The 13771-nt window shown below is 62.0% G+C and carries 8 protein-coding genes; all 8 read right to left on the bottom strand.

What is annotated here, in order from left to right; genetic code table 11:
- Positions 1-5 precede the first annotated feature (5 nt).
- The gene (locus HHL24_RS38575) at positions 6-581 is read right to left on the bottom strand and encodes a helix-turn-helix domain-containing protein (protein WP_169490554.1); all 576 of its coding nucleotides are present in this window, start codon (positions 579-581) and stop codon (positions 6-8) included.
- A gap of 303 nt (positions 582-884) precedes the next feature.
- Positions 885-2090, bottom strand: coding sequence for a tetratricopeptide repeat protein (locus tag HHL24_RS38570; protein ID WP_169490553.1), 1206 nt, complete (start codon positions 2088-2090; stop codon positions 885-887).
- A 9-nt stretch (positions 2091-2099) separates the two neighbouring features.
- Positions 2100-2531: an ExbD/TolR family protein gene (locus HHL24_RS38565; RefSeq protein WP_169490552.1), complete on the bottom strand. Its 432-nt coding sequence runs from the start codon at positions 2529-2531 to the stop codon at positions 2100-2102.
- Positions 2532-2687: 156 nt separating this feature from the next.
- On the bottom strand, positions 2688-3110 hold the full coding sequence (locus HHL24_RS38560; protein WP_169490551.1) for an ExbD/TolR family protein: 423 nt from the start codon (positions 3108-3110) through the stop codon (positions 2688-2690).
- 12 nt (positions 3111-3122) lie between these two features.
- A complete protein-coding gene (locus tag HHL24_RS38555) occupies positions 3123-4028 on the bottom strand; it encodes a MotA/TolQ/ExbB proton channel family protein (protein WP_169490550.1) in 906 nt (301 codons plus the stop codon).
- 77 nt (positions 4029-4105) lie between these two features.
- Positions 4106-4768, bottom strand: coding sequence for an energy transducer TonB (locus tag HHL24_RS38550; protein WP_169490568.1), 663 nt, complete (start codon positions 4766-4768; stop codon positions 4106-4108).
- Between the two features lie 1013 nt (positions 4769-5781).
- Positions 5782-11679: an excinuclease ABC subunit UvrA gene (gene uvrA / locus HHL24_RS38545; RefSeq protein WP_169490549.1), complete on the bottom strand. Its 5898-nt coding sequence runs from the start codon at positions 11677-11679 to the stop codon at positions 5782-5784.
- 372 nt (positions 11680-12051) lie between these two features.
- The gene (gene cuyB, locus HHL24_RS38540) at positions 12052-13563 is read right to left on the bottom strand and encodes a cysteate racemase (RefSeq protein WP_169490548.1); all 1512 of its coding nucleotides are present in this window, start codon (positions 13561-13563) and stop codon (positions 12052-12054) included.
- Positions 13564-13771: the final 208 nt, after the last annotated feature.

Genomic DNA, 13771 nt, shown 5'->3' with positions numbered 1-13771 from the left:
GACACCTAAAACAATCTTGGCGTGCCCACCCACACGACCACCGCTTCTTCTCGGGCGGTATTGCACCAGGCGTGCGGTACGGTGGACTCATAATGCGCAGTGTCACCAGCCTGCAATACGAATGTCGTACCTTCTAACGTGAGCGATATCTGGCCGCTCATCACGTATAAGAACTCTTCCCCTGCATGCGTCGTGACTTCCGATGGATTCTGTCCCACCGGCATTTTGACGAGAATCACTTCCAGCTTGCTGCCGACCGACAGATTCGTCAGTCGTCCAAAAAGATTCGCGGTTCCGTCGAACCCGAAGTACTTCAGCTCACTCCCCCTGCGTACCGACTTGTCTTCAGTTGGCGTGTCGACGAAGTACTGCACCGTCACACCTAAAGCTCGCGCAATGCCAACTAGCGATGTAATCGAAGGCGTTGCATGACCTCGTTCCACCTGCGACAAAAACGGCTTGGAAATGCCTGCAGTGGTTGCCACTTCATCCAGCGTGCGCTTCAGCCGTTGGCGAAGCGCGCGAATTTTGCTTCCTATCGAAACTGCGACCTGTGCCTTGTTATCGAGTGGCAAAACCATAGCAAGACAGAATCCCGTAGTCAAAATTAGTTTGATAAAACCAAACTATGTTTTATTGAATGCAACATCCTCCCTAAGACATGTGCCATATGCCCGGTTAGTTGCCGCAATGGGTGGCCCAACCAATGCGATCGTCGGGACACTCTCGCACTTGCCGCCAGCCGGGCGATGGTTGAGCACGCAACCACCCCCGTCTATTGGCGAAGGCCGGCGTTCCACCAGGCGAGAATGTGCCGCCCGGCTCGATGCATGGGTACCGCGGCGGCACTTCGCAAGATGGGACATATCGGAAACAGGATGCCGTTACTTCGACGCCACCAGCACCCACAAACGGGCGAGGTCGGCCGAACCGTCAGTACCCTTCACCGCGCGAAAGGTTTGCACTGCACGCGTTTTATCGCCCGCCATGTAGTACGCCTCGCCGAGATGCAGTTGCGCCTGGTCCGGGTGATCGATTCCGCCCTTCGCGATCGCAGCGTCCATTGCCGTAAGACCTTGCTTGGCCTGACCGGCGAAGACCTGGTTGAAGCCGATATCGACCGGCGCAACGGGGTTCGCGGGATCGGCCGGCGCTTGAGCCCGTTTCGCGGCGAGCGCCTGCAGGCGCTTCTCGCGATCTGCTTGCGCATCGTGGCCCAGAACGCCTGATGCAAAGCCTTGATCGATGACCTGTTTGCCTTCGGCTGTCGTGCCGGCCACGATCGCGAGTTGCGTCATCTCCATGTAGTCGTCGGCGGTGCTGAGCGAGCCGGTCGCGCGGCGCAGGCGGTAGGTGTCGATGTCGAGCGCTGACGAATAGCCAGGCTTGCTGCGAATCGCGTTGAACAGATCGTCCCAGTACGACTGCTTCGGATGATAGGCAACCAGCTTTTCGAGCGTGCTGCGGTACGTCCCGTCATCTTTCACGCGTTGCGCGCACGTGCCGAGCAATTGCAGTTGCGACTCGTCGGGTGCGTGACCGGCGCGCACTTGCGCATCGACACCTGGCTTGAGCAGGCTCACCACATTGCCGCAATCGTTTGACAGGTAGTAAGACTGCACAAGCAAAGTGCGCATGTCGGGATCGCTTCCGCCTGCCTTCAGATAGCGCTGCGCGACCTTTGCAGCCTGTGCATAGTTTTTCTCCTGAAAGTAGATGCCTGCGAGCGCCGCGGTAGTGCGTTGCTCGTCAGCACCGGTCAGGCGTCCTGAACTCAGCAAGGTTTCGTAGGCCTGGGCGGCCACACCGGATTCACCGGCCGCTACCGCCGCGGCGCCGCGCATCTCCTGAACCATGTAGCTTTCATAGGGCGTTTTGCCCGGCACGGCGTCGGCCTGATCGATCTTCGTCAGCGCATCCTTGTACTTGTGCGCGCGATACAGATCCTGCGCGGCGTTCAGCGGCTTCGCCACATCCGGCCGCAACGTGTCCGCAGCTTGAGACGTGACCGGCAGCACGACGAGCGCGGACAGCCCTCCGATAGCGGCCGCAATGACGGCGCGCTTGAACCGTTGATGGATCGTTAGCATTGCACTTCCCTATTGCATGTACTGCTCGTTGCCGATCAGGCCGATTTTCGTCGCGCCCAGTCGTTGCGCGGATGCCATCACTGCTGCGACATCCTTGTACGGCACCAGCTTGTTAGGCCGCAGATGGATCTCCGCCTGAACCGGCTCCGCCGCCACCTGGGCAAGCCTGGATTCGAGCGCCGCCCGGTCCGGCACCGGCTGGCCGTTCCAGGTCGTGGTGCCGTCGAAGTCGATATCGATCTGCACCACCTCCGGCTGCGTGATCGGCGGCGGCGGATTGCCGACCGGCAAGTTCATCTTGATGGCATGCGTCTGGATCGGAATCGTGATGATCAACATGATCAGCAACACCAGCATCACGTCGATCAGTGGCGTGGTGTTGATATCGACCATCACATCCGGTTCAGCGCTACCGCCGCCTGAAGATACGTTCATTCCCATGATCACCTCCTGTCGACCACAGTTGGCGCTTTAGCGCTTACTGTGGTCCCATGCAAAGCTGTCGATCGGACTTGGTGCTTCAGCTGTCGGCCAGAGTCGGCGCTTTAGCGCTTACTCTGGTCCCATGCACAGCACTTAGTCCGATCCCATGCAAAGCTAGCCGCCGCGCGCGGGCGGCTCAGTAATAAACGAAACCTTGGCGATACCGGCGCGCTCGCACTCGGTAATGACACGGCCGATGAATTCATAACGCGTGCTCTGGTCGCCGCGCACGTGCACTTCCGGTTGCGGCGTCATGACCGACACGGTTTTCAGCCGTGCCAGCAGCGTAGGCGCATCCACCTGCTTTTCGTTCCAGAAGAAATCGCCGTCGCGGTTGACCGCAATGACGATACTTTTGGGCGTGGTCTGCAGCGGCTGGATCGTCTCCTTCGGCAGCTGCACCGGCACCGTATGCGTCACCACCGGAATCGTGATCAGAAAGATGATCAGCAGGACCAGCATCACATCGACGAGCGGCGTGGTGTTGATACTGGAGATGACCTCGTCGTTGTCTTCCTGCCCAACGCTCATAGCCATGACGGACTCCGCTTATTGGACCAGCGATGCTTCACGAGCCGAAGCGCGTGCCGAACGCCGGCTGCCGGCGAGCAGGACGGTGTGCAGTTGCGCGCCGAATGCACGAACACGCTCCATCACCGACTTGTTGCGGCGAACCAGGAAGTTGTAGCCGAGCACGGCCGGCACGGCCACAGCCAGACCGATCGCGGTCATGATCAGCGCCTCGCCCACCGGGCCCGCGACCTTATCGATCGAAGCCTGGCCGGCGATACCGATTGCCGTCAGCGCGTGATAAATCCCCCACACCGTACCGAACAGACCGACGAACGGCGCTGTCGAACCGACCGTACCGAGGAAAGCCAGGCCGTCTTGCAGACGATTCGACACGTTGGTGATAGCACGATCGACCGACGTATCGATCCACGTGTTGCGGTCGACGGCTTCGAGCAGTGCTTCGTCATGATGCTCGCCTGCCTCGATGGCCGTTTCGGCGATGAAGCGGAACGGCGACGCTTCGTCGAGCAGCTTCGCGCCTTCGACCAGCGACGGCGCGGTCCACAGTTGTTCGTCAGCGCTCTTTGCACGACGGTTCGCACGGAATTGCTCGAAGAATTTGGTGATCATGATGTACCAGCTGCCCATCGACATGAGCACCAGCAGAATCAGCACGAAGCGTGCAACGAAATCGCCGTTCTTCCAGAGCGCGCCCAGCCCGTACGGGTTGTTGACGGTTTCGGACGTGGCCGGCTGCGGCGGCGGCACGGCTTCGTCAGCGGCCGAGCCGGCCGTTTGCGGTGCGGCGGTGGCGGGCGCCGCAGCCGACGCGGTAGCGTCGCTAGCTTGCGCGTGGGCCATATGCGGTGCCACAAAGGTATCCACCGTGGTTACGGCGAACAACATGGTTGCCGCCAATGCGGCGAGAGTACGCTTCTTCATGCCTGCTCCAAGTTCATTAGTACAACTTCTAAACCAAGACTGATAAATCGCTACCGGTACCGAACAGCCTGTGGGTTTCAGTTCAGGTTAAACGAGAACGGAACTTGCACACGGACAGCCTGGCCTTGGGAAACGCACGTGAACTGCTTGACCGCGTTGAAGGCAGCGCGATCGAGTGACGAATCGTCCGCCGACTTGGCAACACGTTCATTCGTAATATGGCCCTGCGGGTCGACTACGAATTCAATGAGCACATCACCCGTCACGTTGTTTTCCTGCGCTTCCTTCGGATAGCGGATCGACGAACGAACCTGATCCGAGTTCGGGCACACAACGCCTACTTCGGCGCTCACAGGCTTGCTCGGCGCGGGCGGTGCCGGCGGTGCGGGCGCTACGGCGGGTGCCGAAACGACCGGTGCGGCCTGGTGCGTGATAGTCGGCTGAGGCGGCGTTTGCACCTGCACTTCCGGCGGCGGCACGAACGGCGGCGGCGGCGGTGCGAACTTCGGCGGCGGCAATTGCACGGTGGGCAACGGCGGCGGAGGCGGCGGCTTGACCGGCTCGATGATTTTCGTTTCGATAGGATGCTGAATGACCTGCACGACCTTGGTGGCAAGGCCATTGATGAGTGCGTAGATCAGCACGACGTGCAGGAGCAAAACAACTGCGATACCGCCGAAGCGGCGTACTGGGTTTTGCTGCTTGCGCCCAAACTCACGCGGGCGTCCTGGCCTCTGCATACGGGCCGTTGCTGCCGGAAATTGCCCTTCGACTTTCGTACCCACCTTTACTCCTCCGGCGTGAACCGTCCATTTCTGTAACTGCAGCGCGCTTACATACGTCAAACAACATTCACTTCAGACAATCACATCCATCGCTCATGCCTTTTATTTGCAGTCCAAAATTTATGCTGCATGGCCCAACCCTGGTGCGATGGCACAGATACGGCTGTGAGACGCCGCGGCAGCACTTCACACGAGCCGAACGCGCATCTAAGTAGAACTACTAATAGATTAATTTCGACCCGCTCAATTCCGTCTGGCACGAACAGCTGGAGACAATTTGATCGGAGCGCGCTGCGGCTCCTGAACTTTTTGCGCGATTGTCACCTGCGTTTCATGGGAGGCAACAATAGCAGGACAAAAAATGCACGGTCAAACTTTTTTTGATGGGAGCATACTAAGTTTAGAGAGAGCACTCTAACTAATGCCGTATTCGCGTCGCTTTAAAAGAATAAGCGTGTCTCGAACAGATGCGAGCACGCCTTTTGCGGCTCAAAAATTGGGACGCAGCCGCTATTGCGGGCTTCCGGGGCAGGGCATGAACTGTCGACGAATCACCGGCAGTACGTGGCGCAAAAGCCCGACGGGCGGCCTTTCGCGATGGTTGCACGGCGAGCGGAGCGGATCGCGAACGGGTCGTCTAACGTTATGATCGAGCGCCGGCTCGGGGCCAACGTCGACGGCGAGAAGATAGCAGAAGGAAAACAACGTTTGAAACTCTTTTTCGCGGTATTTACGACACTCTAGATACGCATTTCAATTACGCCATTTATACAATTACAAAAACATTCTTAATAATTACATATAGCCGACGATATCGGTAATGCCCGGCTTTGACATGCCGGGCACCTCGACAACACGTTGATGGCATTCAAGTGGCAGTTGGTTGCGAGTAACTCGGGCGCGTGCGACTCACCGGCCTGGACGACCAGAGCGGCGCAGCGCAAAGTCCGCTGCGCCGCTCCACTGCCTCAACCGTTGGTTCCTTCGCCCGCGATCACCGTCGTGTCGCTCTGCGTTCGCGCGAGTACGGAACGCAATGCTGCACCGGTGTGGCTGGCGGCGACGCGGGACAGTCCTTCGGGGTCCGTAGCGGCGACAATTGTGCCGCCACCCGCGCCACCTTCCGGACCGAGATCGATGATCCAGTCCGCCTCGGCAATCACGTCGAGATCATGCTCGATGACAACGACGCTGTGGCCGCCGTCCGCGAGACGATGCAGCACGCGAATCAGCTTGGCGACGTCCGCCATATGCAAACCGACAGTCGGTTCGTCCAGCACGTACAGCGTGTGAGGCGGCTTCTGACCACGCCGTGTGATGTCGTCACGCACCTTGCTCAACTCGGTGACGAGCTTGATACGCTGCGCTTCGCCGCCCGACAACGTAGGCGACGGTTGCCCAAGCGTGAGATAACCGAGCCCGACATCTTTCATCAATTGCAATGGATGTGCGATGTTCGAAATCGGCGCGAAGAACTCGACGGCTTCATCGATTTCCATGGTCAGCACGTCGCCGATATTCTTGCCGCGCCACGTGACCGCCAGTGTCTCCGGGTTGAAGCGTTGCCCGTGACAAACGTCGCACGGCACCTTTACGTCGGGCAGGAAGCTCATGCCGATGGTGCGCACGCCCTGCCCTTCACAAGCAGGACAACGTCCTTCGCCCGTGTTGAACGAGAAACGCGATGCCGTATAGCCACGCGCGCGCGCTTCGAGCGTGCCGGCAAACAGCTTGCGGATCGCATCCCACACACCGATGTAGGTTGCCGGACAAGACCGCGGTGTTTTGCCGATCGGTGTCTGATCGACTTCGAGCACACGGTCGATGGTTTCCCAACCGGTGATCGCATCGCACCCCTGCCATGCATGCGTGACGTTCAGCGGTGCACGCGGCGCCGTGCGCGCCAACACGCTCGAGCGCCGGTTCGCCGCCGGCTGGGTCTCGGCCGCCGCACGCGCACGCCGCGTGGCCGGCGACGACAGCACCGAGCGCCCCACCGCATCCAGCAAATTGGCCATCAGCACGTCGCGGGCGAGCGTCGACTTGCCCGAACCGCTCACACCCGTCACCGCCACCAGCCGTGAAAGCGGAATGCCGACGGTGACGTTCTGCAGGTTGTGCAGCTTGCCACCATGCACCGTCAGCCAGTTCTCCGGCACCGCGGCTGCGCGTTTGGTCGGCGCAACCACTTCGCGGCGCGGCTGCAACGGATGCACGATCGGATGGGCGAGGAACTGCCCGGTCAGCGAATCGGGCTGCGCCGACAGATCGGCCACGCTGCCCTGCGCGACCAACGTGCCGCCGCGCTTGCCCGCGCCCGGCCCGATATCGATGATGTGATCAGCACGCCGAATCGTGTCCTCGTCATGCTCGACCACCACCAGCGTATTGCCCTTTTCCCCCAGCTTGCGCAAGGCGTTGAGCAGAATCTGGTTGTCGCGCGGATGCAGACCGATGGTCGGCTCGTCGAGCACGTAGCACACGCCTTGCAGGTTGCTGCCCAGTTGTGCGGCGAGCCGGATGCGCTGGGCTTCGCCGCCCGACAGGCTCGGCGCCGCGCGATCGAGGCTCAGATAGCCGAGCCCGACTTCTTCCAGGAATTGCAGGCGGCTGCCGATTTCGCTGACCACGTCCCGCGCGATTTCCGCGTCCCGACCGCTCATCTCCAAGGTGTCGATCCACGCGCGCGTGTCTGACACCGTCCATTGCGCGACGTCGACGATGGCCTGCTCGCCGAACGTGACCGCACGCGCGGTTGGGTTCAGACGCGTACCGGCGCAATCCGCACACGGCTCGTCGACGAGCCCATCCGGCTCCTGCTCCTCGGAAGGCAAGCTCTGCTCGCGGCCGCGATTGTCGTCGACGATCACCGTATCGTCGTACGCCGCGCGTTGTTCACGCGTCAACGCGAGGCCCGTGCCGACGCATGTCGTACACCAGCCATGCTTGCTGTTGTACGAGAACATGCGTGGGTCGAGTTCGGGATAGCTCGTGCCGCATACCGGGCAGGCGCGCTTGGTAGACAGTACCTTCACCATGCCGAGTTTGGCCGTGGGACGGCCGCCGCTGATCGCGTCGTGCAAACCGTCGAGCGGCGCCAGCAGATGCATGACGCCCTTGCCGATTTCCAGCGTCTGGCCGAGCGCCTGACGCAGTTCCGCTTCGTTGTTCGGCGACACGACGAGGTCGGTCACCGGCAGCTCGATGGTGTGCTCGCGGAACCGATCGAGCTTCGGCCACGGGTCCACCGGCACGAACTCGCCGTCCACACGCAGATGCGTATTGCCACGCGCTTTCGCCCACTTGGCGAGATCGGTATAGACGCCCTTGCGGTTCACGACCAGTGGCGCGAGGAAGCCGACGTGCTGCCCTTTGTGATCGCGCAGCAATTGCGCCGCAATCGATTCGACGCTTTGCGACGTGACCGGCGTGCCGTCGTGAATGCAATGTTGCAGACCGAGCTTCACATACAGCAGGCGCAGGAAGTGCCACACTTCGGACGTGGTCGCCACGGTACTCTTGCGACCGCCGCGCGACAAACGCTGTTCGATCGCGACGGTGGGCGGAATGCCATACACCGCGTCAACCTCGGGCCGCCCGGCCGGCTGCACGATGGAACGTGCATACGCGTTTAGCGATTCGAGGTAACGGCGCTGCCCTTCGTGGAACAGAATGTCGAACGCCAGCGTGGACTTGCCCGAACCGGACACGCCGGTAATCACGTTGAATTTGCCGTGCGGGATGTCCACGTCCAACGCTTTCAGATTGTGTTCGCGCGCATTGACGATGCGCACCACGTCCTCGCCTTCAATTGCCCGCCGTGCACGCGCCGCGCTCAACGCCTTTTGCAGCGGAATGCCCTGCGACGCCGGTTCGGCCGCCGCGTTCATGGCGCGGTCGTATTGCAGCAGCGCCTCGCCGGTATGCGATTCCGGGCACAGCTTGACGTCTTCCGGCGTGCCCGCGCACAGCACCCTGCCGCCGCCGTCGCCGCCTTCAGGACCGAGGTCGATCAGCCAATCGGCCGCACGGATCACGTCGAGATTGTGTTCGATCACGATCAGCGAATGTCCGCTCGCCAGCAGTTTGCCGAACGCCTGCATCAACTTGGCGATGTCGTCAAAATGCAGGCCGGTGGTCGGTTCGTCGAACATGAACAGGCGTTTTGCGACCGGCTGCTTCGCGCTGCGCGCGGTGCGCGCCTGCGCCGATTCCGCGAGGAAGCCGGCCAGCTTGAGCCGCTGCGCTTCGCCGCCGGATAGCGTGGGCACCGGCTGGCCCAGCTTCACGTATTCGAGGCCCACGTCGACGATTGGCTGCAACACGCGCAATACTTCGGCATCCTTTTCGAAGTAGGCAGTGGCTTCGCTCACCGTCAATTCCAGCACGTCGGCAATGCTCAAGGCACGCGCCGGCTCGCCGCGCTCGATTTTCACTTCTAATAGTTCTGCGCGATAACGGCGCCCATCGCAGTCCGGGCAGCGCAGATAGACGTCGCTCAGGAACTGCATTTCGATGTGTTCGAAGCCCGAGCCGCCGCAGGTCGGGCAGCGCCCGTCGCCGGAGTTGAAGCTGAACATGCCAGGGCCGTAGCCGCGTTGCTGCGCGAGCGGCGCCTTGGCGAAAAGCTTGCGGATTTCGTCGAATGCGCCAACGTAGCTGGCCGGATTCGAGCGCGCGGTCTTGCCGATTGGCGACTGGTCGACGAATACCACGTCAGTGACCTGGTCGGCGCCCGTCAGGCTCCTGAATGCGCCGGGCGATTCGGTGGCCAGACCGAAGTGCCGCGCCATGGCCGGATACAAAACGTCCTGCAGCAACGTGGACTTGCCGGAGCCCGACACGCCTGTCACGCAGACGAGCCGCTGCAGCGGAATCTCGACCGTGACGTCGCGCAGATTATGTTCGGTTGCGCCTTCGAGCACGATGCGCGGCGTGCTGTCATCCACCGGACGTTGCGACCAGTGCGCCGCGTCCGCCACATGCCGGCGACCACCCAGGTACTCGCCGGTCAGCGTGCCGGACGAGCGGATTGCCTCAGGCGCGCCGTCGTAAATGATCGAGCCGCCCCGCTCGCCCGGCCCCGGGCCCATGTCGATCAGACGATCAGCCGCGAGCATCACCGAGGGATCGTGTTCGACCACCACCAGCGTATTACCCGCGTCGCGCAGCCGATGCATCGCCTCGACGATCCGGTTCAGATCACGCGGATGCAGGCCGATGCTCGGCTCGTCGAGCACGAACAGGGTTTTGGTCAGCGACGTGCCGAGCGCCGTGGTCAGGTTGATCCGCTGCACCTCGCCACCCGACAACGTGCGGCTTTGCCGGTCGAGCGTCAGATAGCCGAGGCCGACATCGCATAGATATTTGAGCCGCGTGCGCACTTCGGCAAGCAACAGCTTGAGTGCGTCGTCAAGCAGTGCGCTCGGCAGGCTGATCTCGTCGAAGAAACGCCGGATGAGCTCGATCGGCATCAGCATCAGATCGTGCACGGTCAGACCCGCCAAGGACTCGAGTTGCGTGCGCGTCCATTCGACACCGCGCGGCATGAAGCGCTTTTCGGGCGCCAGCACCTCGTCCGCATTCTGCTTGCTGCCGAGGCGCCACAACAGCGATTCTGTTTTCAGACGCGCGCCGCCACAGGTTTCGCACGGCGTATAGCTGCGGTACTTCGACAGCAGCACGCGGATGTGCATCTTGTACGCTTTCGATTCGAGGTATTCGAAGAAGCGTTTGACGCCGTACCAATGGCTTTGCCACTTGCCGTTCCAGTCCGGCGAACCGTTGATGACCCAGTCGCGCTCGGCGTCCGTCAACTCGCCCCAAGGCGTGCCGCGGCGGATATCGGCTTTCGCCGCGTAGCGCATCAGGTCGTCCTGGCACTCCTTCCAGGCCGGCGTTTGCATCGGCTTGATCGCGCCGTCGCGCAGCGTCTTGCGCGCGTCGGGAATCACCAGACCGAGGTCGACGCCGATCACACGGCCGAAACCGCGGCAGACCTCGCACGCGCCGTAAGCCGAGTTGAACGAGAACAGTGCCGGCTGCGGATCCGCATAGCGCAGATCGCTCTCCGGACTGTGCAGGCCGGTGGAGAAGCGCCAGATTTGCGGTTCGGCGGGATTCGTATCAAGCGTTACTTCCGGCGCGTCCGGCGTGGCAGGCAGCACGTAGATGTTGACGCGGCCGCCACCGCGCTTGAGCGATGCCTCGATGGCTTCGACCACGCGCTGCTTGTCGACCGAGCGCAAGCGGAAGCGGTCGGCCACCACGTCGAGCAGCTTGCGCTTGCCGGTGGGCGAATCGACTTCGCGCTGCGCCTGTACACGCGTGTAGCCGCTCGCGGACAGCCATTGCTCCACTTCCTGCTCGGACGCCGTCTCCGGCAACTCGACCGGAAACGTGACGACCAGCCGCGGCTCGTGCTCCGCCGTACGCTCGAGCAGTTCCGCATAGATCGTTTCGGGCGTGTCGTGGCGCACCTGCAGCGCGGTCTTGCGATCGAACAGTTCGGCCGCGCGCGCGTAGAGCAGCTTCAGGTGATCGTTGAGTTCCGTCATGGTGCCGACGGTGGAGCGCGAGCTGCGCACCGGGTTGGTCTGGTCGATCGCAATAGCGGGCGGTACGCCGTCGACCCGGTCGACTTGCGGCCGGTCCATGCGGTCGAGAAACTGCCGGGCATAGGCGCTGAAGGTTTCGACGTAGCGCCGCTGCCCTTCCGCGTACAACGTATCGAACACGAGGCTCGATTTGCCGGAACCGGACGGCCCGGTGACGACTGTCATTTCGCCGGTTCGTACGTCGAGATCGACGTTCTTCAGGTTGTGCTGGCGCGCGCCACGAATGCGGATAATTCCGTTAGATGCCAATTTTTCCGACCGTCTGAATGAGTGGACCACCTCTCACGGACGCCTCGCGACCGCGCAAGTTCGGGACACCCGGCTAGCGGAAGGACACGCCAAAGGCCGGGTTGTAAGGGGATACTATACTGTATATTTATACAGTTTTCCATGACACGGCACGGTTGCGCTTGCGCAGCGCTGCGAGCCGTGAATAGCGACGCTGAGCGCGCCCCGATCGGCTGATCAGCAAGCGTTGTGCCGTATCAGGAGGAAGCGCGCAGCAGTCAGAAAATGGCGACGGAGGGTGGAAATTGCAAGGCTTCGCGGTGGAGTGCAGCGGAAAGCGCTGGGTCGGCCGGATCTAGCCAGGTCGCCCGGTCTAACCCGGGCCGGCCAGGGCTAGCCGTAGACGCTTTCCACGCTAAGCCGGCCTGTCGCCGGCGCCGCCGGTTCCGAAGCGGCCTGCGTCGCTGCGTGTTCGCCCAGCGCATAAGCCACGCAACGTCTCGCCAACACCTCGGTCGGATCGACCAGCCGCACCACCAGACCACCTGGCCGTGCCAGCGTGGAACCGTGCAGCAGCAGCGGCAACTCGGTGCAGCCCAGCACGATCACCTGCGCGCCTTGCGCGACCAGGTCGTCGACCGCCGCGGCGACGTCGTCGCAGCACTCGCCCGACGTGTAACCCGCCTTGGCGCCGCGCGGTCCGTAAATCGCATTCATGAGCCGGGCCTGAGCAGCCTCGGCCGGCGCGATCTGCACGAAGCCGCACGCTTCGAGCGCCTTCTCGTAGACCCGGCTGGCAAGCGTACCCGAGGTGGCCAGCACACCGACTTCACGCAGGCTCGGGAAGGCCTCGCGCAGATAATCCGCGGTACAGGTCAGCATATTGACGATCGGAATGGTCAACGACGGCTGAATCCGTTCCACGAACGCATGCGCCGTATTGCACGGAATCGCGATGAGGTCGGCGCCGCCCTCTTCGAGCGTTTTGCAGGCGGCGTAGAGCGCGAGCGTCGGATCGTCGCCACGGCCGAGCAGCGCTTCAGTGCGGTCCGGAATCTGCGGATTCTGCTCGACCATCACTTTGATATGGTCCTGATCACGCGCGGCCGGCGTGTTGCGCACCAGTTTCGCCATGAAATCGACAGTCGCCGCCGGGCCGACACCACCCAGCACGCCTACCTTGAAACGCCGCTCCGGCTGCGCATAGTGCGCCGCCGCGACGTAGCGCGCGTAGACCAGATTGGTATCGACGAACGGCACTTCCAGCGTGCCGATCACGCGCGCCACCAAGGGGATTTCGGCGAGCCCGGGCACGATGATCTCCGCGCCTTGCGCAATGAGGTCCGCGCAAGCCGCGCGCAACAACTCGACTGGCCGGCCGGACAGATGGCCGCTTTTGATGCCTTCGTCGCCATACACGGCGCTCGTTACGCGATCGACGCCCGCTTCGTTACGCGGATGCAACACGTCGAACTGCGCACTGTCGAAATGGCGTTCGAAAAGGCCGTTAGCGCGGATCGCGTCGGAAGTCAGCACACCGATGCGGCGGACCGACGGAAACGCTTGGCGCACATGCGCGACGAGCGCAGCCATGATGTTGGCGATCGGCAGAGTCACGTTCGCCGAGAGTTCGTCGATGAAGGTGTGACTGAGGAAGCACGGCAAGACGATCGCGTCGACGCCGCGCTTCTCGAAGGTGCGAATCGTGTCGAACACGTGGATCTTGAATGACGCACTCGCTGCGCTTAGGGAAGCCGGCCCTTGCCACGATTGCTGCTCGAGGACGAAATCGAACGGCTTAGCCGCACCGGGACGGCGCCAGGCTGTGGTCATCCTGCTCAACACGTCGACGCCGGCGAGCGGCGACGCGCCTGTCACTACACCCAGCGAACGATGACGATACATGATGGCTTCCCCTGTCGTTTTTCATTTCGCCTCGATATTAGGACGCTTTTAGGGATTCAGGATGTTGTTAACCATGAAATAGCGGGTTTATGCCTGGCAGGACGCTTACTGAATGTTTGCCTACGACGATGCCTATCCCCGTTTTGTTATGGGTTGATTGGCGCTGCCCTTGTTCGCGGCAGTCGGACAAACAGGCATCGCACGGCAA

Origin of the sequence: Paraburkholderia polaris (assembly GCF_012927345.1) — a bacterium.
In the GTDB taxonomy this organism is placed as follows: domain Bacteria; phylum Pseudomonadota; class Gammaproteobacteria; order Burkholderiales; family Burkholderiaceae; genus Paraburkholderia; species Paraburkholderia polaris.
The sequence above is the reverse complement of the archived record's forward strand: the minus strand, read 5'-3'. Positions and strand labels throughout refer to the sequence as shown.

What these genes read in the sequence shown, in the direction of transcription:
- HHL24_RS38575 (WP_169490554.1), bottom strand. Translation starts at nt 581, where the DNA reads ATGGTTTTGCCACTCGATAACAAGGCACAGGTCGCAGTTTCGATAGGA.
- HHL24_RS38570 (WP_169490553.1), bottom strand. Translation starts at nt 2,090, where the DNA reads ATGCTAACGATCCATCAACGGTTCAAGCGCGCCGTCATTGCGGCCGCT.
- HHL24_RS38565 (WP_169490552.1), bottom strand. Translation starts at nt 2,531, where the DNA reads ATGGGAATGAACGTATCTTCAGGCGGCGGTAGCGCTGAACCGGATGTG.
- HHL24_RS38560 (WP_169490551.1), bottom strand. Translation starts at nt 3,110, where the DNA reads ATGGCTATGAGCGTTGGGCAGGAAGACAACGACGAGGTCATCTCCAGT.
- HHL24_RS38555 (WP_169490550.1), bottom strand. Translation starts at nt 4,028, where the DNA reads ATGAAGAAGCGTACTCTCGCCGCATTGGCGGCAACCATGTTGTTCGCC.
- HHL24_RS38550 (WP_169490568.1), bottom strand. Translation starts at nt 4,768, where the DNA reads ATGCAGAGGCCAGGACGCCCGCGTGAGTTTGGGCGCAAGCAGCAAAAC.
- cuyB (WP_169490548.1), bottom strand. Translation starts at nt 13,563, where the DNA reads ATGTATCGTCATCGTTCGCTGGGTGTAGTGACAGGCGCGTCGCCGCTC.